Annotated in this window: 27 protein-coding genes; 16 read left to right on the top strand and 11 right to left on the bottom strand. The window is 60.1% G+C overall.

What is annotated here, in order from left to right:
- Nucleotides 1–516: 516 nt before the first annotated feature.
- Entirely contained in the window at nt 517–1080 is a 564-nt protein-coding gene (locus F6X40_RS35790; RefSeq protein WP_187631115.1) for a hypothetical protein, read from the bottom strand.
- 103 nt (nt 1081–1183) lie between these two features.
- Nucleotides 1184–1534: a hypothetical protein gene (locus F6X40_RS35795; RefSeq protein WP_187631116.1), complete on the bottom strand. Its 351-nt coding sequence runs from the start codon at nt 1532–1534 to the stop codon at nt 1184–1186.
- 106 nt (nt 1535–1640) lie between these two features.
- On the opposite strand from F6X40_RS35795, the gene F6X40_RS35800 reads away from it, so the two are divergent.
- From F6X40_RS35800 to F6X40_RS35815, 4 genes are all read left to right on the top strand, one after another.
- A complete protein-coding gene (locus tag F6X40_RS35800; RefSeq protein ID WP_187631117.1) occupies nt 1641–1988 on the top strand; it encodes a hypothetical protein in 348 nt (115 codons plus the stop codon).
- Nucleotides 1989–2087: 99 nt separating this feature from the next.
- Nucleotides 2088–2489 (top strand): hypothetical protein, encoded by a 402-nt coding sequence (locus F6X40_RS35805; RefSeq protein ID WP_187631118.1) that lies wholly within the window; start codon nt 2088–2090, stop codon nt 2487–2489.
- A 120-nt stretch (nt 2490–2609) separates the two neighbouring features.
- On the top strand, nt 2610–2906 hold the full coding sequence (locus F6X40_RS35810; protein ID WP_187631119.1) for a hypothetical protein: 297 nt from the start codon (nt 2610–2612) through the stop codon (nt 2904–2906).
- A 415-nt stretch (nt 2907–3321) separates the two neighbouring features.
- Nucleotides 3322–4716 carry a short-chain fatty acid transporter gene (locus F6X40_RS35815; RefSeq protein WP_410452585.1) on the top strand — a complete coding sequence of 465 codons (1395 nt, stop codon included), beginning with the start codon at nt 3322–3324 and terminating at the stop codon, nt 4714–4716.
- A gap of 69 nt (nt 4717–4785) precedes the next feature.
- On the opposite strand, the gene F6X40_RS35820 is transcribed toward F6X40_RS35815, so the two are convergent.
- Nucleotides 4786–6138, bottom strand: coding sequence for a hypothetical protein (locus tag F6X40_RS35820; RefSeq protein ID WP_187631121.1), 1353 nt, complete (start codon nt 6136–6138; stop codon nt 4786–4788).
- 519 nt (nt 6139–6657) lie between these two features.
- Here F6X40_RS35820 and F6X40_RS35825 point away from each other — a divergent pair.
- From F6X40_RS35825 to F6X40_RS35865, 9 genes are all read left to right on the top strand, one after another.
- Nucleotides 6658–7620: a 3-oxoacyl-[acyl-carrier-protein] synthase III C-terminal domain-containing protein gene (locus F6X40_RS35825; protein ID WP_262421672.1), complete on the top strand. Its 963-nt coding sequence runs from the start codon at nt 6658–6660 to the stop codon at nt 7618–7620.
- Nucleotides 7621–7630: 10 nt separating this feature from the next.
- Nucleotides 7631–9007: a hypothetical protein gene (locus F6X40_RS35830; protein ID WP_187631122.1), complete on the top strand. Its 1377-nt coding sequence runs from the start codon at nt 7631–7633 to the stop codon at nt 9005–9007.
- On the top strand, nt 9004–10134 hold the full coding sequence (locus F6X40_RS35835) for a hypothetical protein (RefSeq protein WP_187631123.1): 1131 nt from the start codon (nt 9004–9006) through the stop codon (nt 10132–10134). The genes F6X40_RS35830 and F6X40_RS35835 overlap by 4 nt, the downstream gene beginning before the upstream one ends.
- Entirely contained in the window at nt 10131–10469 is a 339-nt protein-coding gene (locus F6X40_RS35840; protein WP_187631124.1) for a hypothetical protein, read from the top strand. The genes F6X40_RS35835 and F6X40_RS35840 overlap by 4 nt, the downstream gene beginning before the upstream one ends.
- Nucleotides 10470–10554: 85 nt before the next feature.
- The gene (locus tag F6X40_RS35845; RefSeq protein ID WP_187631125.1) at nt 10555–11538 is read left to right on the top strand and encodes an NAD-dependent epimerase/dehydratase family protein; all 984 of its coding nucleotides are present in this window, start codon (nt 10555–10557) and stop codon (nt 11536–11538) included.
- The gene (locus tag F6X40_RS35850; protein ID WP_187631126.1) at nt 11531–12373 is read left to right on the top strand and encodes an MBL fold metallo-hydrolase; all 843 of its coding nucleotides are present in this window, start codon (nt 11531–11533) and stop codon (nt 12371–12373) included. Before F6X40_RS35845 ends, F6X40_RS35850 begins: the two co-directional genes overlap by 8 nt.
- The gene (locus tag F6X40_RS35855) at nt 12366–13691 is read left to right on the top strand and encodes a F390 synthetase-related protein (protein ID WP_187631127.1); all 1326 of its coding nucleotides are present in this window, start codon (nt 12366–12368) and stop codon (nt 13689–13691) included. Before F6X40_RS35850 ends, F6X40_RS35855 begins: the two co-directional genes overlap by 8 nt.
- Nucleotides 13688–14836 (top strand): hypothetical protein, encoded by a 1149-nt coding sequence (locus tag F6X40_RS35860; protein WP_187631128.1) that lies wholly within the window; start codon nt 13688–13690, stop codon nt 14834–14836. The genes F6X40_RS35855 and F6X40_RS35860 overlap by 4 nt, the downstream gene beginning before the upstream one ends.
- Entirely contained in the window at nt 14833–15252 is a 420-nt protein-coding gene (locus F6X40_RS35865; RefSeq protein WP_187631129.1) for a hypothetical protein, read from the top strand. The genes F6X40_RS35860 and F6X40_RS35865 overlap by 4 nt, the downstream gene beginning before the upstream one ends.
- A 169-nt stretch (nt 15253–15421) precedes the next feature.
- Here the strand turns inward: F6X40_RS35865 and F6X40_RS35870 are convergent, their stop codons facing one another.
- The 7 genes from F6X40_RS35870 to F6X40_RS35900 form a co-directional block, all read right to left on the bottom strand.
- The gene (locus F6X40_RS35870) at nt 15422–16327 is read right to left on the bottom strand and encodes a dienelactone hydrolase family protein (RefSeq protein ID WP_262421673.1); all 906 of its coding nucleotides are present in this window, start codon (nt 16325–16327) and stop codon (nt 15422–15424) included.
- 803 nt (nt 16328–17130) lie between these two features.
- Nucleotides 17131–17736 (bottom strand): hypothetical protein, encoded by a 606-nt coding sequence (locus F6X40_RS35875; protein WP_187631131.1) that lies wholly within the window; start codon nt 17734–17736, stop codon nt 17131–17133.
- Between the two features lie 44 nt (nt 17737–17780).
- Nucleotides 17781–18845, bottom strand: a complete 1065-nt coding sequence (locus F6X40_RS35880) for a hypothetical protein (protein ID WP_187631132.1) — start codon at nt 18843–18845, stop codon at nt 17781–17783.
- Between the two features lie 263 nt (nt 18846–19108).
- Nucleotides 19109–20119, bottom strand: a complete 1011-nt coding sequence (locus F6X40_RS35885; RefSeq protein ID WP_187631133.1) for a hypothetical protein — start codon at nt 20117–20119, stop codon at nt 19109–19111.
- Between the two features lie 138 nt (nt 20120–20257).
- Complete coding sequence (locus tag F6X40_RS35890) at nt 20258–20956, bottom strand: hypothetical protein (RefSeq protein WP_187631134.1); 699 nt, start codon at nt 20954–20956, stop codon at nt 20258–20260.
- A 225-nt stretch (nt 20957–21181) separates the two neighbouring features.
- The gene (locus F6X40_RS35895; RefSeq protein WP_187631135.1) at nt 21182–21397 is read right to left on the bottom strand and encodes a hypothetical protein; all 216 of its coding nucleotides are present in this window, start codon (nt 21395–21397) and stop codon (nt 21182–21184) included.
- Nucleotides 21398–21681: 284 nt separating this feature from the next.
- Nucleotides 21682–22215, bottom strand: coding sequence for a hypothetical protein (locus tag F6X40_RS35900; protein ID WP_187631136.1), 534 nt, complete (start codon nt 22213–22215; stop codon nt 21682–21684).
- A gap of 327 nt (nt 22216–22542) precedes the next feature.
- Here F6X40_RS35900 and F6X40_RS35905 point away from each other — a divergent pair, with 327 nt between their 5' ends.
- Both F6X40_RS35905 and F6X40_RS35910 read left to right on the top strand, forming a co-directional pair.
- Nucleotides 22543–23040, top strand: a complete 498-nt coding sequence (locus tag F6X40_RS35905) for a hypothetical protein (protein ID WP_187631137.1) — start codon at nt 22543–22545, stop codon at nt 23038–23040.
- The gene (locus tag F6X40_RS35910; RefSeq protein WP_187631138.1) at nt 23040–23600 is read left to right on the top strand and encodes a hypothetical protein; all 561 of its coding nucleotides are present in this window, start codon (nt 23040–23042) and stop codon (nt 23598–23600) included. The genes F6X40_RS35905 and F6X40_RS35910 overlap by 1 nt, the downstream gene beginning before the upstream one ends.
- A gap of 571 nt (nt 23601–24171) precedes the next feature.
- Here F6X40_RS35910 and F6X40_RS35915 read toward each other — a convergent pair.
- Nucleotides 24172–24435 (bottom strand): hypothetical protein, encoded by a 264-nt coding sequence (locus F6X40_RS35915; protein ID WP_187631139.1) that lies wholly within the window; start codon nt 24433–24435, stop codon nt 24172–24174.
- Between the two features lie 541 nt (nt 24436–24976).
- Between F6X40_RS35915 and F6X40_RS35920 the strand changes: the two genes are divergently transcribed.
- A complete protein-coding gene (locus F6X40_RS35920) occupies nt 24977–25402 on the top strand; it encodes a phosphate-starvation-inducible protein PsiE (RefSeq protein WP_222946261.1) in 426 nt (141 codons plus the stop codon).
- Nucleotides 25403–25723: the final 321 nt, after the last annotated feature.

Raw genomic sequence — 25723 nt, forward strand, 5'->3', positions numbered from 1 at the left:
GTCGAAGAGTATTGTCGGATTGTGCACCACGGTTTCGAGCGCGGCGAAGCGTTGCGCGCCGCGATGCGCGAAGCACTAGCCCAGACCGATTTGCTGAACTACCCGTGCTGCGGGCAGGCTCGCCCGAACAACCCGCAGGCGGCAGAGGCGGTATCCGCGTGAGGCGGATTAACACAAGCGCGGGGCTGCCCGCCCGGCAGGGATTAGCTTCAACGGCGAGGGGATAGTCAGTGAAAGAGCGTTCCACTCTGAGTTCAGGCGAGGCAGGGCTGTACAAGGCGCTCTGCTTCTTTCTCGGCATTTGCTGCCACGCGGCTATCTGCAAGCGGTTTGTGGTGCCCTTGTTCGAAGGAATGTGGTTCTCCCCAGCCTACGAAACGGCTCTGTCCATAACGGCGTTCGCCAGCGCTATTTCAGCGGTCGTGGTGGGACTCGTCCTGACATTCCCTCACTCGCCGCGCCCAAATCGCAAGTGACCCGGCGATGAGCAACGACTGCCCCGGCCGTGTCGTCGCATCACTCGAAATTAGCCGGTTGGAAGCCAAGCCAGCGGTTCATCATCCTGCTAGCGTCCGGACCCCGGTCCTCCTTGATGGATTCGTGCGTCAGTTCCAGTTCGACTCTCCACGCCCCCACTGCGGCGAGTTCACGCCGAGGGCTGCCGTATTGAGCAGTCGCGACCCCTTCCACGGTCGCACGTGACGTCCGTCGGCCCGCGACGGTGACGGTGCCAGGCTCTTCGGCACGCACGGACACCGTGTAATGGAGGCGCACGCCACCGGGTGCCGGAGTGGCTACGGACTCCGGCGGCGCCAACGCGATGAAGGGACCGACGCAGCCGTCCTCCAGAAAGGGGTCTATCGAATTGTCCGGCGCCGTATCCGAGGCCAGGCATCGCCGATACGACGCACCGGGAGCGAGCGAGACGTGGGTATCGCTTTCGACCACGAAGCCCTGTGATGGAGACTGGTGAGACACGCGCAGGATATACACTGGAGCGGTCTTTGGCACGGGGTGCGTTGCCGCGCAGCCGCTGGCCCAGGTGCAGGCGAGAAGCGCGATAAAATGCTGGATTCGCACGGGGACTCCCCCAAAGCGACTTGTAGCGCGAGGCGTTTAGCCGACAGGGAGAAAGCGTGAACAGCAGGGGACAGCGGCGAACCATAGGCTCGCCGACAGGGGATTACGCTTTTGGCGCGGCGCTGACTACCGTGAGGGCGGAAAGCCGACGAATTTCATCCTTTGCGTCCATCAGCATCTTTGAGGTGTCGGAGCTGATGGAATTGGCCATGGAATGACGCTGCCAGGCTTGAGCGTTGTCTTGCTTCAGATAGCCGACCTGATTTGTCAGCCGGTCGTTGGTCGTCTCCAGCTCGGCGATGCGCTCGAGCAAGGCTGCAACGAGGTAGCTGTCCGCCAGCGAGCCGTATTCAGCGCCTTTGTGGAGTGCGATGAGTTGACCCTCCTGGCGGCGGATTTCGAAGTCAGCTCCCTTAAAGAGGGTCTGATTTTTGGTTTGCTCAGTATCCGACATGCGGTTCCTTGGTTTCGGGGCCTGCCCGCCGGCGGCAAGCCGGGCGCGTTGCCGCGACGTGGCTATACGCAGCAGGCACGTGCCATTTTTTAAAAGGACATTCGAAATGACTCAACGCTTTTTCCCGGCAAAAGACGAAAGCAGCAACCAGTTTGAAGTGATGGTTGGTTGGGACCGCCCGCTGCGCGAACTCTTCGCCAATGTTTTCAGGATAAAGGCGAACGGCAAGCGCGACGGCGACCCCCAGTTCTCTACGCTCGACGACAGTTTCAGCACGGACTTTCCGGAGGAGCTGCAAGAGTGGCTGAAAGACAAGGGGTTTACAATCCCGCAATCTATCCTGGCCGCTCTCGATGCGGATGTTGCTGGAAACAACGGCAACATTGTAGCGTTTTACAACGCGGATGGTGAAGTTATCGTTCCCGTTGACGAGGACGAGAACGAGAACAACTGATTTTACAAAGCTCCCCACGGTTATCTGGGGAGCTTTTCTTTCGGGGTATCGCGACTCACACCGCATCCCCGCTGCGACTCAATCAAATTGGAGGACACAATGTCCGTAGTAACTGAGCAAATCAGCTTTGTGCTGGCCAATCGTGACGACGGCGACGCCCTCATTGCGCGTAATTTCAGCATTTACCTGGATGCGCTTCACGACCCGGACCACTTCGCGTACTCGCGCGAAATGCGGCCGCGCTTTGTGGACGCAATGCTCGACTACGCGGCCTATCTCGGTGCCGAGCGTACCAACGAGCTTCTGAAAAAGCGTTTTGCGGCTCCGGAAGGCGTTGTGACTATCGAGACGCTGCGCACACATCCTTCGGACCTGGAAAAGAAGGACGAGGAGGACGCGTCCATCGGGGGCTACATCCTAAAGCTTCCACTCAAGCAGGCACCGAGCGCTGCTGCCCGCACGGCTATCGACGCCTTGCTGAAGAAACTGGCGCTGGTTTGATAGCCGGCCTTCGCCGCGCAGTAGTTGATTCGAAAGCTCAGCGCTTTGGCGCTAACCGCGCATTGTCCCCCAGGTTCTACACTGCTTTTCGACTTTGTTCACCACCAGGAGGGCCAGGGCATGACGACAGATAACTTGATTGAACAGCGGGAAGCGGCCGCAAACGCCGCGTTTGAGGCGTACGACTTTCATGACGCGCAGGTCGAAGCGGTCAACGGTTGGGAGTTTTGTTCGCCGGGCACAGAAATGACGCGTGCGATTTTCCTCGCGCCGATTGAGGGCGGTGAGGGAACCGACCTTGCGCACTTCACGGTGCGGTTCCGAGGGTACGACTCCGCTGAAATCGCCGAGGTCTACGCCATTGCGCAAAGCGGCAATATCTTCGGCAGGATGCCGGAGGAAGCTGCAGTGGCGTAAGTGGCATTTTCAGTCTCTGATTTGACTAGCCCCGCTTTGGCGGGGCTTTTCATTGGGTACTCGCTCCGAGGGGCAGTGGTTTTGGGTTGGCGCTAAACCGTTTCCGTCTCGGGCGCCACGAAAAATGTGAACCTGTGAAGTATTTCTGTTTGAAAAGTGGTTGCAAAGATGTCCGGGTAAACACGGATGTATCTGACGCTGTTTGAAACAGGCGTTTTGCTAGACAATGCAACGCTTAACAAAAACGTCGGCGCAGACGTTACGCGCGATACTGCGCCGCGAGCGCGCAGTAAATATCTGCGGCGACATTAGTTTCGATGTTGAGATGTATCAACCCCTTCAACGCAACGCGGAGAGAACACGAATGGAATCAGCGCAATCAGCAACAACCGGCAGACCAGTGCAACAAGCGGGGATGCTTGAAAAGCTGGCAGGCGCCGTGACTCGATGGTCTGAACGCTGGTTTCCGGACGCCTACATCTTTGCGGCCCTCGCAGTTGTCGTGGTCGGCGCCGGCGCGATGGCATCGGGTGCCTCGGTAAAGGCAGTGGGAACGGCGTTTGGTGACGGTTTCTGGAGCCTGATTCCGTTCACCATGCAAATGGCCATAGTCGCCATATCGGGCTATGTCGTCGCCGCGTCGCCGCCAGCATCCCGTCTGATTGAGGGACTGGCGCGGCTTCCGCGAACCGGCCGTGGCGCGGTAGCCTTCGTCGCGCTCGTTAGCATCGCGGCATCGCTTTTCAGTTGGGCGATTAGCCTGATTTTCGGTGGACTGCTTGTGCGCGCCATCGCACGCCGCTCTGACATTCGCATGGATTACCGCGCTGGCGGTGCAGCAGCCTATCTCGGGATGGGCGCGACGTGGGCGCTCGGCTTGAGCTCGTCGGCCGCACAGTTGCAAGCGAATCCGGACAGCCTCCCGAAGGCCCTGCTCAAAATCACCGGAGTGATTCCCTTTGCAGAGACGATTTTCTTGCCGCAGTCGATGCTCATCATCGCGGCGCTGACTGTCGCATCGCTCGTCATCGCGTACTTCTCGGCACCGAAGGATGAAAACGCAAAGACCGCGACGGAACTTGGCATCGCCCTTGACGACGCGGGAACCGACCTCGCGCGGCCGCAACGGCCGGGCGACTGGCTCGAGTACAGCCCTCTGGTGACGATTCTCGTCGTTGCGCTCGGCGCAATCTGGATTGGCCACGAGTTTTCTGGCAAAGACCCGATTCTCGCCATCTCAAACCTCAACACCTATAACTTCGTGCTGTTGATGCTCGGCATGCTGCTTAACTGGCGCCCGCGCCGGTTCCTGAACGCCGTGTCTAAGGCTGTGCCATCGACGTCCGGCGTGCTCATCCAGTTCCCGCTGTACGGGGGCATCGCATTCATTCTGACAAAGGCGGCCGGCCCGGACGGACAGACCTTGGCGCACCACCTTGCGAATTTCTTCGTGTCGGTCTCGTCGCACAGCTCCTTCCCCGCAATTATGGGCGTCTACTCGGCGGTGTTGGGCTTCTTCGTTCCCTCCGGCGGTGGAAAGTGGGTCATCGAGGCACCGTACGTGATGCAGGCAGCTGCCGACCTGAAGGTGCACCTCGGCTGGACAGTGACCGTCTACAACGCCGCAGAGGCGTTGCCGAATCTCATCAACCCGTTCTGGATGCTGCCGCTTCTCGGCGTGCTTGGCCTGCGCGCGCGGGACGTTGTCGGGTACACCTTTACACAGCTGCTGGTGCACTTTCCGATTGTGATTGGGCTGCTCTGGATTCTGGCGGGAACGCTCACGTTCCATCCGCCGGTTATGCCGTAAGTCCCAAAAAGGCTTCTCGCAGGACAAAGCCCCGCGATTTGCGGGGCTTTCCTTTGGCGCGGCGCGTGGCTACGGTTTTGCGGGGGCCTTGTCTTTTCGCTGCGGGGAGAACTGCTCCAGGATTCGGCGACCCTCTGCAGAGGTGGCCCCAATATGCTGCGCGAATGCTGTGTAAGCCGCGTCGTGCGGCACGCCGAGCGCAGTCATCGTAGCCGCGAACAGGGTAAGGCGTTGTAAGGCTTTCGCCGGGTCCGTGGCGAGGAGCCTGTCGAACTCAGCACCAGCGTCGTCGAACTTCGGGGTCGGGGCCGTCTCGCCGCTCACGTCGAACGGCTGCGGCCACAAATTTGCAAGGGAGGTCTGTACCGCTAGTGTGAAAACGGTTTTTCGCAAAATCTCGCCGTATGCTTGCGCGATTAGCCTATCCACGCTGACGCCCGGATGCTGGGCGGCGAAATCATCGAGGACATCTTTGGAAAAGGGAAACCCGGAGAATTTTTCGACTACGTGTCTTGGGGAAATCGCAGGCTCTCCCGACGCGCCGTCGTCACGGGTCCACTCACCAAGAATTGCGACGCCGAGTCCTGCCAGCTCTGGTAGCGAAGCTGCAGCGGCGGCACGCTTCACCAACGAGACGAGCTTGGGGTCGCGCGCCATGGCCTGGCGCAAGTCGTGGACGGTTCCACTGCCTTCTATGTCGGGCAGCGCCATGACTTCAGGACTCAGCGGAAGCAGATTGAGGTCCTCGGTATCGGCCAATTTCGCCACCAAGGAATACTCGCCGATGGTCCGCGCTTCGCCGTTTTTCATAATAAACGTGCTTTCGCGCTTACGTTTGTTGCCATTCGCGTCAGTGCCGTTAGTGACGGTTTGCGGAGTCAGCAGAATTTTGGCGATGCCTGCCTCGTCGAGGCTTAGCAGCCGGCCTCGGGCCAGCGCGCCATCCTTGTCGGTCGAGTCGACCCAGACCTTGACTTTCTTCCACACCGGATGCGACGGGTCAAGCGTCACCGTATCGGGACCGGCCAGGTGCATCAGCGCATCGAAGCTGGAGTTCGGTTTGTAGCCGTCGTCGAACTTGGTCGCGTCGCCGAAAAGCTGAGTGCCGTTGTCAACAGGCCGAAGTCCCTGCCGGGCGTGGGCCTCGAGGAGGCCGTCGGGGTCATACGCGAGGATGCCAATGTTGGGTGCGGCCCAGGCATACGGAGCCGCGAACCCGGACCCTTCGTGGTCAAACAGCACCTTGTCGCTGGGGGGCGTCGTCTTGATGCCGGAGTGGTCGGGCGTCAAATCAAGGAGCAGCGGGTCGGCACTTGCGGGCATGGCCGAGGTTGAATCGGGACTACGGGCAGCGAACGAGACGGCTGATAGAGCAGACAAGGCGACGGCCACTGCGATTTTTGTTTTTAGCTGAGCGAGCATGTAGGTCAGGTCTCCACGAGTAATGGCAGGTGTAGCGAGTCCCCGCACCGCCGCAGAAACGGTCGTGCGCGCGAAGCCCCTTCGGAGGCATCACCGCGCACTCGAGCAGTCAGACCAGTGAGGATGCAAGCAAAGCCATCAACGTGCAGGCGACTGCAAGGTGTTTGAAGATGTGCATGCGCGGGCCTAGTGTGGGAACAGGTCGGCTAGCAGGTTCGCGGAGGTCACTCACTGAACGCGGTTTTTCATAGGCTAAGAGTGGGTATAAATACGCTTCTCCTGTTGAGCCGAGGCCGGTATGTCGACTTTTGGCGCCAATTGTAAAGGCGGCTGTTACCCCGCGCGGACGGGTTGCGCGAGCGACCCTTTTCACTGCTGGCGAATTTATACAAATTGCGGTATGCCTTTACAACTGCTAAAATCTTGGCAACTTTACAAGACCCCTGATGCGATTATTTTGCGTCGCCCCCCTTGCTGATGACAACAATCCGCCAACCGCTGGGCCTACGTGTTCTGGGCATGGGCACAGCGCTGCCCGGTCGCGTCTATTCCGACGACCTCGACCGGAAGCTAGCCTTGCCGGTGGGCACTATCAAGAAACGCGGCGGCATCGAGTACCGGCACTTCGCGGGCGAAGAAATTCAGTCCGAACTCGGCGCGCGCGCCGCCCGCGTGGCACTTTTGGCGGCAGGACTCGCTCTTGACGATATCGACTGCGTTGTAGCAGCCAGCGGCGTGCCGGAGCAGGCGATACCGGCCACCTCGGTGCTTATCGCGCGCGAGCTGGGACTTGAGAGTGGCGCGGTCGGCTGCTTCGACGTCAACGCGACTTGCCTGTCGTTTGTCGTCGCCCTCGATACGCTCTCGGCGCTGCTGGCCGTCGGCCGCTACAAGCGGGTGCTTCTCGTTTCCGCAGACCTGCCTTCAAAAGGTCTCGACTGGGGCCATCTGGAGAGCGCAGCCATATTTGGTGATGGCGCCGTTGCAGTAGTGCTCGAGCACGACCCGTCCAGCGGGAGCGCGGTGCTGGGCGCGCAACTCGAAACGTACCCGCAAGGATGGAGGACCTGCCAGATTACCGGCGGCGGCTCGCGCTGTAATCCACAAGAGGACGGCGACGTGCGTGCGGCAGACTTCAAGTTCCAGATGGACGGCAAAGCAGTGTTCAAGCTCGCGTCCCGGGTCGTCCCCGGCGCCCTCGAGCGTTTCTGGGCAAAGACAGGACTGACGATGGCCGATATCGACGTCGTCGTCCCCCACCAGGCGAGCCAGTTGGGCCTGCATCACATGCGCAAGCTTCTCGACATCCCCGAGAGTCGCATCGTCGACATCTTTGCGCACCACGGAAATCAGGTGTCTGCCAGCATTCCGACCGCGCTTTACGAAGCGGTTCAAACCGGCCGCCTGCAGCGCGGCCAGACGGCGCTATTGATTGGCACGGGCGCGGGGCTGTCCGTGGGCATCCTCGCGTTGCGTTACTAAGGAGCAGTTTATGGAAGGTGCTGAACGGATGATTGAGCAATGGCTCGCGGCGAAACGGCGCAGAGGCGAGGAGATTTCCGCCAACGAAGTCGACGCGGTCAGGACGAGCGTGTACGAGGTGTTCGCCATGATGGAACAGTCCGCCATGGGTCCAGCTTCGGTGACACCGGACTACGCGACATTCGCGGATGAACTGGAGTCGGCGGTTCCCACTGACGGCAAAGTTTCCATCACCGAGGACGATGCGCGCGCGTATGCCCGTGCGTTGCGCGCTGTCGCCGGCTCACAATACGTGCAGCCTGCTGCATCTGCAGAGCAGTGGGATGCTTGCCCATTCTGCGGACAGACGGATTCGCACCGCCACGACTGTTACTTCATTCTGAAGGCAATCGCAGGGTCGGACAACGACGCCAATGCGGAAACGTTGACCCGAGCGTGGAATAGTCGGGCCGGCTTTCCTGTTCCGCCGGCGGTGCCGACCGAAGAGATGCGGCTTGCTATGCAGCAGCCGACGCCGTATTTCGGCCGCCACTCTATCGACAAGTCCTGTTACGAGGTGGGCATCTGGACCAACGAGGACTGGCGCGAGGTTACCTCTTACGACAAGAACGATAAGACCATCCTCGCTACCTTCAAGGGCGACGACGAGGCGCTCGACCATTACGCCCGGCTGGTATTCGCGTGGCGCTACGCAGCGATGTTCGCAGCAGCCCCGAAACCTGCCGCGCACGCTGCAGAGGGCGAGGCAAAAATGGTTGGGGTTGAGGCGCTTTGCGAGCGATTGAACCAATACCCGATAGGCACCCGCATCGGGGTGACAGCCATCATGAAGCTGATTGATAAGGTTGCATGTGACGGCGACACTTGCACCAAAGCCAGCGACGGCGATGCCGCGCGGCCCCTCGCCCGCATCGAAGATAGCGACAATCCAATGACTACTGTGCCGCTGCTGCACTACCAGGCTTTGGTGAGACGTGCAGCGTTGGCCCGCGCCGACGATAGCGAGACGGCGCTAGACCAGGTGATGCGGGAACGCGATGACTACCACGAATGGGCCGACAAGCTGGCCGACGGCATAGCCGAGCATTTTGGCGTCGATATTGGCGAGCACTCGAATCTGAATAACCCGTGGGCTGTCGCCCTCGATACGCTGGCCTGCATGCCCCTTGCCAGCAATGACGCATGCGATAAGGGGATGAAGGATAGTGCCCGGCTCGACTGGCTCGACAAGAACATGTTCCACCGCGAGAAGAATCAGTGGGACGCGCGGGTGTGGGGCGACCACACGATGTGGGTAACGTTCGCGCCAATGGGCGCTCAGGGCTCGGTGAGAAACATCATCGACGCGGCTAGCGCAGCCAGCAAGCAACCGGGAGAGAAGGCGTGAGCCACGAATTCAACCTGAAAACTCGCGCGGCGCTAATCGCGCGGCACCTCGGCGATGAACCGGCCGATGACGCATGCAATGCGGCGCAGGCCGACGCGTTCGACGCGGATTGCACCTGCCACGCGGTTGACGGAGCGCCGCATAGCGAGGCCTGCCCGGTGACGCATGCCGTTCGACATTTGTTCGCCCTCGCTGGCGAGAGTGCCCGCGCCGCACCCACTGCCACGGCGACGGAGTCAACGCAAGCGACGTTCGAAGCATGGTGGAACACCGAAGGAAAACCGGGTTTTGAGCGGACAGGCAAGGACTCAGCCCGCTTGCTTTGGGATGAATTTCAGCGAGTCACCCGCGCGGCAGCACCGCAAGCAGGGCTGACGGATGAAGGCATTCAAAAGCTGGTGAGCGGAGTTCGCGAGTTCATCCTTGGCTATCTGAGCAGCCACGTTAAGGACTGGCCAACGCACTACGACCACCTTCGCTCTGACCGAGTGACTGACATCCTCGTCTCCGACATACTCGAGCGCGTCGCCACCGCCGAGCAATCCGCCGCTTCCCCGGATGCCCCGACTGCCCTCGATATGTCTCTCGAAGCTCGGCTTGCCGACGCCGAAGCAGACGTAGCTCGTCTCCACAAAGACAAGATGGATTTGCTGTACAAGTATCTCAATATCGAAGCCGAACTGCGGACTCTATCCGCGCCACCTGTCGCGCAGCCCGAGTCCGATGCGCAAGTGGGCCTCGCGTGCCTTGAGAAGTTGCGCTCGCTGATGACGCGGCTTGGCATCTACCCCGGTGATGGCATGGAGTGGTTCGCAGCTCATCTCGAGGACAACGTTTATGCCGTTGTCAGGGCCACAAACGCGCTGCTTGACACGCTCACATTGACCCCGCAACCAGCGACCTCGAGCGAGTCGGCGTCAGAACCGGTATTCGTTCGAAGCGGAACCTTTGTACGTGGTCCGAATGGCATCGTTTTCCAGTGCGCTGACGAAAAGAAGGCTCAGCTTACCGCCGATAACCTCAATGTGCACTATGCCGGCCGTCCCGTCGCGCAGGCAGTGCCGGTTGGGTACATGCAAGCGGCTAACGCTACAGCGGAAGCAGAAGCGGGCTCGACGAATCCATGAGCAGGGCACTCAGCAACATAGGACTGCCGGCGGCGCAGTCCCTCGACGTCGACGAGCGGTGCCAACTGTTCGTTGCCAGGCACAAGGGCACCGGGCTCTACAACACCCGAGCCCAGTATTTCCTTCGCGGAAATCAGGCGTGGATTGAAGCTGCACAGCCGACGGCGCAGGAAGTCACGGAAGAGCTGGCATCCTCGGATTCGAGGAAAAGCATGTGGTCGTCGGACCTTCAGGACGCCGAGGTCTGGGACTCGTACTGGATGGCCAAGTATCAGCAGTACGTGCCCGAGGTGGAGTTCATTCCCGTTCGGCTGTCGGGGCAGCCCATTGGCTGATGCACGCCATACCTCAAGCAAACCCGCTTGCTCAAGCCGGGCGTCAGTAGACCCTTCGTTCCACGCATTTCAGTAAGGTCTTTTCATGAGTTTGACTAGAGCGCTGGTCACCGGTGCGACGGGTGGTCTCGGACGCACCGCAGTAGAGATGCTCCTCGCGCGCGGAATCGACGTGGTCGCGACAGGCCGCAATGAGGACATTGGCAGGGCACTGGCGGCGCGCGGCGCCCGGTTCGTCGCGGCGGACCTGGTAAATTCCGACGTAGGTTCCCTCGTGTCCGGATGCGACGTTGTGTTCCATTGCGCGGCGCTTTCGGCGCCTTGGGGCGCGCGGGCGGATTTCGTCGCGGCGAACGTCGTGGCTACCGAGCGTCTCGCGCGAGCGGCGCACCGGGAGGGGCGGGCCAAGTTTGTCCATATCTCCACGCCGAGCATCTATTTCGACTTTCGCGACCGCCTCAACATCCGGGAAGATGACCCGCTTCCGACGCCGGCCAACGCCTACGCCGAGACTAAAGCGCTCGCCGAGGCGCGGCTGCGGGTGTGGGCCGACAACGGACTGCCGGTGGTAATGCTGCGCCCGCGCGCACTCTTCGGCCCTTACGACACGGTTCTCGTTCCGCGCATGCTGCGCGCGTTGCGCAACGGCGTGCTGCCAGTGGTCAATCATGGCCGTGCGGTGGTCGATGTGACGTATCTCGAAAACGTGGCGCACGCCATGTGGCTCGCAGCCACGCGAGATACGCCGCAGGCGAGCGCCTACAACATTACGAACGGCGAGCCGATGCCCCTTGCCGACCTGATTAAGCGCCTCTTCGACGCGCTGGGCGTGTCTTTCAGAACCCGGAATCTCCCACGCGGCGCCGCGCTATGCCTTGGCGGGGCTATGGAGGGTGCCAGCAGGGTAACCCGCAAAGAACCGTTGCTCACGCGATATTCGGCCGGCGTGCTCGGCTACAGCCAGACGCTTTCGCTCGAGCGCGCCGCCAAAGACCTCGGGTACCGCCCGCTCTTCACGGTCGAGCAGGGCATCGAGCGCTACGCGCAGTGGGTGGCGCGCCATGGTTAAGCTAAGGCTCATCGAAGCGGGGTGCTGCTGCCACCCTGAGTTTGTGACGCTCAAAGGCGGTGGCTGGCGCAAGGCGACATTCCCCGCTGTCGCGGCAGTCATCGAACACCCAACGGCCGGCACGATTCTGTTTGACACGGGATACTCGCCGCGCTTCTTTTCGGCGACGCGCTCGTTTCCGAACTCGCTTTATAGGTGGGCAACTCCCGTTAGGGTCACGCAGGCGGAGACGGTCAATGTGCAGATGGCCCAATTCGGCTCCGGGTCGGTAGACGTCAGCAGCGTCGTCCTGTCGCACTTCCATGCGGACCACATCGGCGGTGTGTCGGATTTTCCGAATGCACGGATTATCGCCTCGGATGAAGGATGGAAGCGGGTCAAAAGGCTGTGGGGACTCGGGCGCGTGAAGAAGGGATTTCTACCGGCGCTGCTGCCCGACGACTTCGAGGAGCGGCTGGACCCGATTGAGCAGACTTTCGCGCGGGTCGCATTGCCCGCGTCGATGAGCCCGTTCACCAAGGGGTGGGACCTGATTGGCGACCGCAGCCTCATCGCCGTCGCCCTGCCGGGGCACGCCGCCGGCCAGATGGGCCTGTACGTGAACGCGACGAGCGGGCCGGCGTTTCTGGTAGCCGACGCATGCTGGTCTTCAGTGGCGTTCGAGGAGCTGCGGTATCCGTCGGAGCTGAGCTACCTCGTGCACGAGAACCGCGCCGCCTACCGCGCGACGCTCGCGCGCCTGCACCGCCTGCACAAGAGCAATCCTGAGCTGCGCATCATCCCGGCCCATTGCTCGCAGCTGAAGAACCGTTTTCCGGACCTGTTCAATGCGTGATGCGCTTCTGTTCCTGCGTACTTTCGTGCGCGCCCGCTGGGGCATGAAGTTCTCGAGCCGCGAGAAGCTCGAGGCGCACCAGCGTCGGCAGCTGGCCCGCTTCGAGCGCGATGTCCTCTCCAAGTCGAAGTTCTTCCGGTACGCGCGAGTGTCCAACCTTGCGGCCGTGCCGATGATGAACAAGCGCGTGATGATGGAAAACTTCGACGAGCTGAACACGGTGGGCATCAGGAAGGCAGATGCGTTCGACGTCGCGTTGACCGCTGAGCGCACGCGCGACTTTGCCTCTGAGATAGGCGGTATCGCCGTAGGCCTCTCGTCAGGCACCTCGGGTTCGCGCGGACTCTTCCTCGCATCGAAGCGCGAACGCGCGCAGTGGGCAGGCGTGTTGCTCGCGAAGCTGCTGCCGGCGCCGCTTCTTCAGCGGCAACGCGTGGCGCTCTTCCTGAGGGCAAACAGCAAGCTGTATGAGTCGGTGGGGCGCGCGGGCCTCATCAGCTTCCGCTTTTTCGACATGGTCAAAACGCTCGACGAGAATCTAGTCGAGCTGCAGACGTTCAACCCTTCGATTCTTGTCGCGCCGGCGCAGCTGCTCGAGAAAATCGCCCGCGCGCAACAGGCCGGGCGCATCACGCTCACGCCGCGCAAGGTCATCTCGGTAGCGGAGGTGCTTCCGGATGACGTCAAGACGCTCATCGAAGCTACCTGGGCAGTTCAGGCCCAACAGGTGTACCAGTGCACCGAGGGGTTCCTCGCCGCCAGCTGTGAGCACGGCAAGCTGCACCTGAACGAGGAATTCGTTCACATCGAGCCGGACTGGATTGACCGCGAGGGCGGGCGCTTCGCGCCGGTCGTGACTGACTTCACGCGCAGCTCGCAGCCCATCGTCCGCTATCGGCTCGACGACGTGCTGGTGCTGGACCCGAAACCGTGCAGTTGCGGCCGCGTCACGCGCGTGATTGAGCGCATTGAGGGCCGCTGCGACGACGTGCTCACGCTGCCCGGCGCCGGCGGCGCGGTCGACGTGTTCCCGGATTTTGTCAGCCGGGCGATTGTGTCGGTCCCCGGGGTCGAGGACTTCCGATGCCGGCAGAGCGATGCGCACACATTGCGCGTTCAGCTTCTCGCGCCTGGGATTGCGATATCGGCGGTCACCGCATCGTTGCGGGCGGCGCTCGCCCGGCTTGGCGTGTCGACGTCGGAAGTGCGGCTCGACTTCGAGATGGTTGAGCGGTTCAACGAGTCGCCGCTCGACAAGCGCCGGCGCACGACGCGCGAGCGATTCGACACCTCACCCCCTACGGCACCTTGCGAATGAACATCCTCATCACCGGCGCACGCGCGCCTATTTCACTCGACATCGCCAAGACGCTGGCGAGCACCGGACACCGTGTGTGGATGTCGGACAGCCTGCTGTTTCCAATCGGAGCCGCAAGCCCGCACATCCAGGGCTATGTCCGCACGCCGCCTCCACGTCAGGCATTCAATGCGTTCACGCACGCGTTGCAGCAGGCGTGTGCGCGCAACTACATCGACCTGATTATCCCGACCTCCGAAGAGGTGTTCTGGCTCGCTCTTGCAAAGGCCCGGGAACTCATCACGACGCGCGTGTTCGCGCCGCCGCTTGCGAAGCTGCTGGCGCTTCATGACAAATGGTTGTTCGCGCAGACCGCGACCGAGCTCGGATACGGAGCGGGAGAGAATCGCTTGCTAACATCACGGGAAGCCGTTGAAGCGCTCGAGGAGGATGTCGACTGGGTGCTCAAGCCGGTTTTCTCGCGCTTCGCCGCGCGCACGCTCATCTCGCCGACGCCGAAGGCGCTGCGACGCGTGACGCCAACTTCGCAGGACCCGTGGTTGGCGCAGGAACGCGCGCACGGCCCGGAATACTGCACGTACAACATTGCGGAAGACGGCGAACTCCTGTTGCACGTTGCGTACCGGCCGAAGTGGCGAGCAGGGAAGGGCGCGAGTGTCTATTTCGAGCCGTATGCGGACGCGCGCCTGCGCGAGATGGCGGCGGCGTTGGCGGCGCGCCAGCGTCTGTCGGGGCAGTTCTCGCTGGATGCCATCGACACAGGCGACAGGCTGGTGGCGCTGGAGTGCAATCCGCGCGGGACGAGCGGCGTGCACCTAGCGGCGCAGTTTCCCACGGCATTCAGCGACGCGCTCCTTGGCCAGGGCAAAGCGCCGGAGCTTCAACCACACCCCGCGATGCTCGGCCTGCCGCTGAAGCTATTCAACCCTCTGCGGGCAATCGGCGGCGCGCTTAAGGCAGACCTGGCCCGCGCGCGGGAGTGCGTTAACGAGGCTGGCGTCGGATTGATGCCTTCGATAGCAGCGACGGTCGAAATGTTCGCGAGGGCCGCCTTGCACGGCACTGGAGTACTCGCGGCGACGACGCGCGATATCGAGTGGAATCACTCATCAAGCACACAAGATACTGAGCGGAGAAGAGTATGACCACAGGAAACTCGTACAACCCCTTCCTGCATGGCGATGTCGACGAAATCGACGCGCGACTCGTCGCGATGCTGCCGAAGGCCCCACTGAGGACGCCGGTGGAAAATGCCGCCTTCGAACAGCGCCGACAAGAAGGCGAAGCGCGATACCGCGAAGCGCGATACCGCGCGCTGCCACCGGGTGTCTATCGAGTGCTTGAGCAAGGCGGTATCGCGGGCTGGCGTTACGAGCTGGAGATTGATGGCGAGCGGGAGGTGCTCAGGGACCCGGAGAGCAGCGCCTTGCGAAGCGACCTCGCCGTCTTCGGGAACAAAGAACTCGCGACCACGCTGGCACGTGCGGAGATTGCGCGCCGCCACGGCGACGCGGCAGCGATGGCAGCCACTTTCAGGGTGGTGTGGGGCGGAGCACTCTAAGCGGCCGGTCGACCACGTCGACATTTAGGGCCGGGTGGTCGATTGGAGGAATCACACAGCATACAGCCTACCTAGGCGCACCACGGCTGATTCGAAGCACAGAGAGCAAATCTCTGCGCCTTTTACACAAGAGCTCAATGCAATGCTATTCCCGCCAGTCTCGCCGGAATTACGGGGCACGTGTCGGTGTCGGCTTAAGCGTAGTGGTAACCAGGTTGGCTATTGCCTTCTTCGTTTGCTCCGTCGCGCTCTCGTCGTACCCGATTGTCACGCCTCGTTCAACACAAGGGTCTGCATATGAGAAGGGCAGATTGCTTTTGACGTTGAGCAATTGCCCGGCGCTGTGTTCTTCCCATGCACAGTTGCGCACGGTTTGCGCTTTTGGCAGTGGGGTTGGATGCGCGAAGGCGCGCCCATCGAAGACATGATTGGCCCCGGCAAACTCGGTGAGCTCTACGTCCACCCCCTTGGCCTTCAGCCGTTCCACATAGGCCTTGCAAGGCCCAATCGGGTCATAGTTGTCTGCGCTTCCATGGAATATGCGAATAGGAGCCTTTGAAACGTTGTCGTCATCGAGGTAGCGGGCACTGCAGTCTGGGTAAAGCGGAACATAGGCGGCAAATCCTGGCGTGGACGCATCGGCATGCGCTTTCTGGAAGCGTGTCATGCTTGCGTAGAGCGTGCCTTGCCCGCCACGAGAAAAACCCATCAGCATCACGCGGCTCGCGTCGACACGAGGGTGTTTGGAAATAAGGCTGAGCGCGCGATACGCGTCTTCTATCTGGGCGAGTCTGCCCAGCTGACTCTGGTCATTGATTGTGTTTTGTATGCCTCGGCCCGTGAAACTGTCGACCACGAAAGTGGCAACGCCCAACGACAGGAACCACTGCTCCCAGTCCGTTATCTGGCCGCCGATACCCCCGGACGAGTGCAGCAGTATGACGGCGGGCAGCCTGTCGGTCCCCGGGCGAGGCAGCCGCAATTCACCGGCTATCGTCACGCGCTTGCCGTCTTCGCTTCCGCCCAGAAATTGCTCGTCTGTGAGCGTCACCGACTCGAAAGGAATGACTTCCATTCGCGCCACCTGCGCGTAGAGGCCGCGCGGAACGCAAAGGAGCACAAGGACAAGCAAAAGGAACGGCAAGTCTCTCACACTTGCGGACATGGCCCTCTCCCTTGAGTACGGACAGACTTATTTATGCTGCGTTATAGCCGGTCCGGGCAGGAATGCAATGCGAATGACAGAATTGTCGTGATACGACAGATGGCAGAGGGCAGAGGGCAGGCACTTTATCGATTCGCCGGACGCACATGCCCAGAAAGCGAGGATTCGAGTCGCTTTTCGCCGTCCGGAGTCGCCGAGCGCGGTCGGCGCGCCCGCTTTAAGGTACGGCTGGGTTGCCGAAGCCGGATAGACGCGCGACCTGATGACGCCCCGTTGATTCCTGAGCGGGAAAGGAGCAAAAGCTCGAAGGACGCCAGGGAGAGCTGTTTGGCCTGAATGTCACTTCCGAGAGCTCGGAAGAGAAGCTCAGGTAGTATCACCGCGTCCACGTATCGTTCATGAGTCTGACTATCAATAAAACGACCCATAAGTTTCTCAACTTGTGGGACTCAGATTCTCATATTATGCGTCTACCTACAACGCACGTGGCGCCATTTGCGCTGCTGAAACCGGTCAGATATGGCTGAATATTTCAGTTAAGAGGTCATATTTGACTCTTTATCGTGGAATAAGGGGCGTCAAGGAGCCGGAGGCTCCCTGTTGAAAAACGCCCGCCCAACTGTGAGCGCACATCATGTTCCTGTCGAGGGTGGCCGACCCCGAGCGCTGCCACACGCTTTAAGGGAACGCACGTCTTACCTACAGCGGGAGATTTATTTCGTCGCGTAGCAGTAGGGGAGGAATAGGCTCATGAAAATCGTCAAGTGCAGGGGTGCCATCCACGTTGTTTTGCACTTTCTTCTTTTCAACACGAGGCCTAATCCATTAATAAAGAAGAACAGGACGAGGTTCGCGATAAGCCAAACGCTATTGACCTGTTTGGCGGCAGTCAAGGAATTAACCGACTGCTGATACGTCAGGCTTGGGCCGCCCACGATACTGATTTCATACGCGATAGCTTTGCAGCTTCGTACTTGGCAGTATCCGGCAGTCGATTCAGCGTGGCCCTTCAACGGCCAAGAAACCAAGGCTGTTGCAGTCGCGTCGTCCGGCCAAACAAGGGGAAGGCACGGTTTCGCAAAAGACCACGGGCGACACTGGAGGCGAACGATTCCCGCATCGGTTCTCAGGCCGAGTTGATGGCTGGCTCTGTCGTGGATTACGGCGGGGCTGCCCGATATTTGCACCAACGCAGCTTTGTTGGGTACAGTCGCGGTTGCGACGTTCCAAGCGGGAATAAATCCCATAAAAAAGAGGATGACAAAGGAAGAGAGAAAAACCCATCCGTCAAATGCCTTAATGACATTGGTTGTTTTCATTGTCTTCGTTTTCGAATCGTCTTTGGGCATCGGCGCTAACCGGCTTACTCCGCCTTTTCAGGAGGGACCGCCTGATACGTGATGCGAGATTTCAGCGCGCAAACCTGAACGACGACTCCATGGCGCCAAGTGTAAATGTCTCGCGTATCCCCGGTGAACTGGGAAAGGTCGCGGCCATATGTCGCTTCGAAATACGTTAAATTCTCGTACCGGGCGAGCCTCAATGTGTAATCGTCAAAAGTCGCATGTGCATTGCCCATTCCATATTCTTCCCCCATTTCTGGAGCTACTATTTTTTTATCGGCCTCAGACCGGACGATGAGCGGTACACGTCCAGTCCCTCCTCGTCCGGCAAGATAGTAGCTCCCCTCCGCCATCAAAAATTTGCGCCCGTCGTTGTAAAGGTCGACCGAGGCTGTTGACAGATATTTGACGTCGAGCTGGCCGCCGTAGTTGCAGTCGCTTATGCATTGCGGAAGGGCATCCCTGTCCAGGTCCGGGGGAGGCGGACCATATTCGACGTAGGACATAGCTTCGGACGCCGCTACTTTGCACGCAGCCTCCCCGTTCGGCTCTTCCGTCACCCACTCGTGGCGAACTTCCTGCAGGTCACATATTCGGTGCTCTTTCCAGGCACTGTCGTATTCGGACACATAGGCCGGGTCACGGCCGCCGACAACGTAAAAGAATGTTTGACCCCTATAGGAAAATGGCCGGATGCCGTCGGGGGTCCCGTACATTAGCTCGTGCCACGTGCCGTCCTTTCCGCTGCGCGCTTGCGCAAGAACCGCATGGGCCGAACCATCGTCTTCGGTCACATAGAGAGCGTCCGATACTCCGTCTCTATCCATGTCCGCATGATAGGCCTTGAGTTCCCTGGCGTACGGTCCCTCGTGGTCCAAAAATTCCGGGCTGTTGCCTTGCTTGCGGGCGGCTTCTAGATATCCCGGTAGCCGTTCCTCTTCGCGCGCAGACTCGTTGAGCTCTTTTAGCGTGCGGCCCCCGCTGACGTGCGTGGCAACGTAGTCGCACACCGGAGGCAGCGACGAAGCAGCAAAGCTGTCTGTCGAAAACACGAGCGCGGAAACAACGAGGATTCTGAGGTTCATGCGAGGATACACGGACGGGTGGAGACTACCTGTCTAGCCACTATCGGTCTCCGCCCGGCGGCATGACAAGCGAGCGGCGCCGGCTCTCAGAGCCAACAGGAGTCGCGACCAACGTAGCCGCCATCGCGACGATTTCTCGCTCGTCACCGAGATATTCAGTGCTTCGCTCTAGCAGCGGCGCTTCCACAGAGGCCGGCCCGGTTCTGGAAGCGCGTCACGGTCTCGGCATGCTGCACTCTTAAGCATTACTCGCCGGACACGAACTAAGGGCTAACAGAGTATTGGGGGACGTCGACAATGTCGCACACGGGCAGCACACGGTCATTATCCAGGCTGAGAACGGTGGTTGCGTTGCCTTGGACCCCCTTCAGATACAAACCGCCGTCGAACGTGAATAGCGTTGCGTCGTAGCTCAGTTCGTCACGACGAAGCTCGTTATTCACCGCAGATTCCACCGGTGCACTTTCGTCGTCACGAAGCTCCATGACCCATGACGAGTCACGTCCACATCCGCCGCCACTGCTTAGCTGATAGCGAGCGTACTTCTTTGACTTGTGGTCATGTAACACTACGGCCGTTTTTGCAGCGTGGACTTCGTTGAGAGGAATGTATTTTATTCCAAGCGTCGCGCTGGGAATTTGGGGCGCGTCGGTCCACTGAACCTCGGTAACTTTCTCGTCGACGACGGCGCGGCAGATTGAGGCATCGCCCTTGTTCACAATCTCAGTTTTTGGTTCCGGTGAAGCTTCAATTGCACAGAGCTGCTGCTTTACGCCGTTGACGAGCCAAAGAAGCGACCCCTTGCTGTCCAGCACCACCGGCTCGCCTTGTATCAGATAGAGCCGTTGTTGGTCACCGACGTCGCCCCAAAGATTCGACAGCTCAGGGTCGCGGTCGAGGCTTCCCTTCAGGCCAGGTGCGACCCGAAGCAGCCGGTCGATGTCGACTATCGCTCGGCTTTTGCAGGTTCCGTGGCTGTAGGCGTACCCGAAGAGGTGCTTTTTGCTGCTTGAACCAAAGGCGACGGCTCCAACTCCGCTCATCCAGGCATCGCTTCCTGCATCCGTGAGAGCTTCGTTGAGGCGCTCACTTTCAGCCTCCGACACTGTGCCGTCGAGAACGATTTCGGCTTGTTGCAACGTTCCGTTGCTTTCCCGCGCTGCGACTTCGTCGCAAATAGCCCGAGTTTTCGCTGACGATATCGTGGGTTCTTTCGCGTAGACAATACTCGTGAAGAGGGCGAGTGTGAGGACAGCGGCTTTCATCGTTTTCATAGGGGCGGTTCGGGGCGTACGGGGACGAGAGGGTATAGCAAGCTGACGGGTGTGAAGCGCCGCCGACTTTAATTCGGGCCACGAAAGCAGGACGCAGAAAGAAAAAGCCGCTGCTCCGTGAGGAGCCTGTGCGGAAAATCAATTGCCTGTTTGCGTGAGGTCGGGTAGCGCCCCGAGGCCGTTGCTCAGGTTTTTGAGTGAAGCCTGAATTGCGTCCTGGCGGAGGAACTCGGACAGCCGCGCGCGCAGCTCGGTCATCCGGTCGGTGATGCTCTGCAGCGCCGCGAGGTTCTCGGGTGTCGCGGGGAGATACGAGTACTCGTATTCCTGCTCTCTGCGATTCAGGCCCTTCCACTCACTAGCGGTGTCACCTTCGTCGAGCTCACCCGCCTTTTTCGGAAGCGGAAACGGGGCTACCAGCCCGTTCGAGTTTAACGTTAGAGCGGCTCCGGTATGGGGGTCCTGCGCGCGCTTGATGCGGCTATACGAGAACTTGAGCTCTGCCCCGTCTTTGCGAAACATTCCCCCGCCTGCGACCACGACTTCCAGCCAGTCGACCCATTTGAGGCCCGTAAGCGCATCATGCTGAAAGCGCAGTTCGTGCTCGACGGCGACTCGTAGTTTCTCGATGTCGGTGGACTCGATGTCTTGGGGAAGACATTTACCATGGGCGGTGAAAGTGATACCGGCGCCGGTCTTCTTTATCGACACTTGAACCGTGAGGTTTGGTCCCCCCTTGGAACGGAGCGGTGAGACGAAAGTCCACTCGTCGACGAGCTTGCCTGTCGATACACGCGTGCGCCCGACGTCCAGGTACCCCGGAGTTTCCGAATTCATTTGTAAAGTGTCCTCCTGAAAAGCCGACGGTTCGGCCACGAATAATATAGCAGACGGGACTTGTCCAGGGCGGAAATATGAAAAGCCGGACAAGCAGCCTGAGCTGGTCGTCCGGTGAATTAAGAATGGTGAAGACTAAGTGGGACAGACATCCTGTCCGCGTGACAGTCGGCAGTTTGCATCTGATGCCGGCGCTCACACGAGCGATTCAGCGCGCGCTGACCGCTATATCGCGACTAGAGCAACGCGCTTGCCCGTCTGGTACTTGTACTCACTGACCAACGCTGCGTCGTCCATGCGGCCGTACGCTTCGACATACCGTGCGGTCAGACTCGCGATATCGTCGCCGGGCTGGCTGACGTGTTGCACTGACTCGGAAACCATCCGTGTCAAGAGCGCGGAGCGCGTCAACTGCTCGCGCGCGAACTGAACTTGCGACATCCGTTTCTCCTATCCGGGTTCACGACCCGGTAAAACCGACAATGAATTTGCGCTTGACCTCAGCTTCGAGGCTGTCAAGCGTGACCTGCCTCAACTCTGGGCGCCGAAGGGCTGCCCACTTTTCCCGTGTTGGCTCCGCCAGGTGGTCCTTGACTTGAATCGTGTAGCGATACCGAGGGCCTTACCTGCTTGATGAAAGGAACGCTGCGACAGGCGCTCCGCATAAGAAAGCAGCTCTCTGAAAAATCAGAGAGCTGCTCAAATCAACGGTTCTTTTCCTACGGTTACCACCTGCTGTAATCGGGCCGGAAGACATCCTGGACAATTCTGACCACAATGTCCACGGGCTCGCTGTCTACGGCGCCCTGATTGGCAAAGCCTTCCATTACTCTTTTCATCTCGCTGACGATGCGCGAGACAGCCTGCTTGCGAGGCGGGTTCTCCGGTGAGAGCGCGTGGACGGCTTCTTGCCGGATGAGACTCGACAACTGAAGGCCCAGTTTCAGCGCCGCATCTTCACCGTCCGGGCCGCTGTACAAGCACCAATGCGCGGCGGTTTTGGGGATGAAGGGCAACACCTCGTCGACCTGCGCGACTGGCTCGGCGCTCTTGACGACGCGCGCGACCGGCGCATACTCGAGCACCTGCACCCCGTTCGCCTCCGCCGCACTCCACGTATGGGGCATGGCGCGGACATATGCCGAACGCACCGAGTAAGCGGTGTCAGCGAAGAACTCGAACATCGGTTCACCTTCCGCATTGACTGCCCCGAAAACACCTTTCTTGTGCGAATCCGCGTGCATCTTCAAATCGTCCATTGCTGCTCCTGTATAAGTGTCCTGAAGTCGATGCGGCATCAACTGATGCGCGCCTCGGTTTGTTAAAACGCACCATCTGGAATGTATAGTGTCTGGCAGGCGAAGCAGCGGCCTCCCTCTCGACAGAAGGCGAGCATGCCTTTACAATTCCGGCAAGGCAACTGCCGCCCGCCGTTCACGCCGATTTCCGGTCTGGTGAAGAGCAGTTTGCATTCCATGTGAGATGTCTGTTTGGCTCCGGCTTTCGGTCCTCGCAACAGTAATGTGAACAACTACCAGCAAGACGCTGGCGCATCTCGTCGGCGAGGCCGTTTTCTGGAACTGGACATGCTTCAAACCACCAAGGGCGTCACTACGTCCGCTGCTTCGCTCCGCCGCGCTCTCGCTGCACTCGACAAGCCAACGAGTGAGCTCACGTGCTCAGAACTGCTCGAAGTGCTGTCGGAATGCGCGGGCTTCGCAGATTGGAACGGCTACAGTGCAGCACTCGCGGCACCGAGATTATTTGAGCAGCACAAGGCCCTTCTAACGACCGTTGAAGTATCGAGCATCCCCGGCGAGTTCGCAATCCGCTCTCTGAGAGCAGAGCGACCGCCGTTGCGGCCGGATGCGAGCGCGTTCGAGCGCACGCGCCGACGACTTGCCGAAATGGATTTCCTGTTGACGGCGATATCCGACGGCCAATTCAAAGTCGAGCAGCGGCTCCGTGACGCGGTGGTCGCGGGGCTCGCGATAACGACCGAAGACGAGATGGAAGCAGCAAAACAAAACTCGCGGTGGCCGTTGCGCGCAGCCGTGTGGAGGAGGTCGTTGACGAGGCCTTAGTGGGGCTGCAAGGTTTGCGCGGACTGCGCGCCCGGTTCCGGGAAGCTGAAGCCCGATACGGTGAGGCGGACTACGACGAAGCTTATATTGCATGGCGAATCCGCGAGCTGACTTTCGCGTTGGCACTCGCGCGTCGGCACGAACAGGCGTGGACAATGGCCTCTCTTCTCAAGCGGAGCGTGGACGTCGCTGGCGTGCTCGTGTACAGGACGTTTCGCGTGGCACCGCACCTAGACATGTCGTCGAGTGACGAGGAACTCTCCGCTGGCCTGGAAAACTGGAAAGTGCGTAATTCCTCGATTTGGAACCGGCGGGGGACCCGACACGTGGCCGAACTGATGGCCGCTGGCGAGATTGCCAATCTTCCGCAAGCGCTGACAGCGGGCAGGAAGTGGGAGTCCTTTGCGGACGACACGAAGCTGCGCGCCAGGCAGTTTTTCAAGACGTTCCCTGACATGCGGCTGTTGATGGTTTGGGCGGAGTTGCGTGACGGGCTCGCGCCGGGCCACGCGGAATATGTCGCAAAGCGCTTCCGGAAATATGGAAAGGACGCCGCCTGATGACCGCCCGCCAGCCTAAGAGTGAAGTAAACCCAGACCTCGACCGACCTAACGAACCGGACGACTGCGCCGATGGAAAGCCGCGCCCCCGACTTACGCGCTGTGACTGCGGCCGCGCGCCGCAATGGGCGACCCGCTACAGGGACTCGCGTGTGACGGACGGGCCGTATTTCGTCGTCTGTGTTTGCGGCCGGATGGCTCGTAGCTGGATGCGTTCACGAGCCTACAAGCTGTGGAACGCCTGTCGACGCAACGCGCGTTTGCCTTCTTTGCGGTAGCTCTATCGTTCTCTTTAAAAAATCAGCGAGCCGGTTGCTGCGGGAGGCGGTCCTGTCGATTTGTCGGCATGGCAAAGAACTCGCGGACCACGAGCGCGACGTCGAAACCGCGCCGGTTCGGCAGCAGCAGACTTGTGGCTAGATAGCCACGACACACCGGCCCGGCCGTTGTCACGCAAGGCCCGCGCTGGAATATTGGCTCGATTCGGACTCTGCCCAAGAGCCGCCGCAACAAAAGAAATCCGCGCCCGAGAGCGCGGATAGAATCAGCCAGACAAGCGTTTGTTTGTCGTTCAGCTTTGCTTCGCGTCGACATTAGCGTCGACGCGAGCTCGAAATGCGTTCCACGAAGCGTCCTGATGGCTGCCGAGCTGGCGTTCGGCTGCGCGGGCGGCGACCGCAGCTTCTGCTTCGCGCATCAGGTTGGCACCCGGTGAAGTGGAGTAGTTGCCCACGCGGCGTGCGGCGGAAAGCAACCGGTCCGTCAGATAGAGCCGACGCGCTTCCCTGTCGTTGATGTGCTCGCCAAGCGCGCGTTTCATTTCGTCGTCGAGCATCCGAGGTGTACCAGCCGCCAATCCACTCCAGAGTGTGTGCGATGCCTTTCGCATTCACTTCCTCGATGAACTTTTCCTGCAACGACTCGACTGCCGACTTTTGTTCTTCTGCCATGTTAATTTCTTCCTCTTCGGTTAAGACACCTTGCGGTCCTTTGGCGTGTAGCCAAAAAAATCGCTTCGACGGGCGTTCGTCCCCGTGATTCGGTACTGTCGGCATACGCAGCGGTCAGTTCGCCGGGTTGTTAGAGGTGGCGACTACCGCCGTTGGCGCTCGCGCCTGTTCGTTCACAGGGCCGAAGCGTCTTCATCGTCGACCTGCGTGACCGCGTGGCACTCGCTTGCGGTTTTTCTCACACCGTTTCTCCCGTCAGCCGGTCTTCCCTCCGTTCAATTTGCTCACTGCTGCGGGAGCGTGGGTATTGCAAAAGCGTCGCTGGGCCTTGTCCACTGAGAGTCCGAGACTTTCGACGACCTCGATGCGAATGTACCTACAGTACCTAGACAATTTTGCAACGCAACATTAGACGAGGAAACGACGATGCTCACAACGCCTGACTCCGTACTGGAGATGCGACGCCGATTTTACAAGTACCTGCACTTCGCTGAACTCATTGGCCTGGTGGTAGTCGCCATCGCAACGTTTGTAGCGATGGGGGATGAGGTAAAGACAATGGTCTTGAGCTGCCATGTCACGCTGACGGACCTGCTGCTCATGTTCCTTTATCTGGAGGTGCTCGCCATGGTCGGCCAGTATTTCAAGGCCGGGCAACTGCCGGTGCGCTTTCCGCTGTACATTGCCATGGTCGCGCTCGCTCGCGAGCTGATACTGGGAAATGGTAGTGCGTCGGGAAATCACATGCTCGCGATAGCGGGTGCGATTCTGATGCTTGCACTAGGTGTGCTGCTGATTCGCTTCGGTCAGGTGAAGTATCCGACTGAGGACGACCAGAAACTGGAGAAGTAACGAAACGTCGTCAATACGTGTTTGATTCCGGGGGCCTCTCACAGGGCCCCTGTTCTTTTTGACGGTGCGGCGTTAAAGTGCAACGGCCCTAGACGAACCGTGGTCGATTGGAAAGCGCGCGCTGGACAATTTGAACGACGTGTGCGGCCGTGCATGTTGATGCAGAGACTGCCCCTCCGTAACCGATGATGACCCGCGCCGCCGACACCTGATTGCGCACAAGCCAGCCGTACACCGCATGCGCTAACTCGCGCCAAGCGGAGGCCGGGAACTCCGTGATGAGCACTGACCCTGCGGATGCGCGGGAACCGGACCGAATGT

Origin of the sequence: Paraburkholderia sp. UCT31, from assembly GCF_014397655.1 — a bacterium.
Classification (GTDB): Bacteria; Pseudomonadota; Gammaproteobacteria; order Burkholderiales; family Burkholderiaceae; genus Paraburkholderia; species Paraburkholderia tuberum.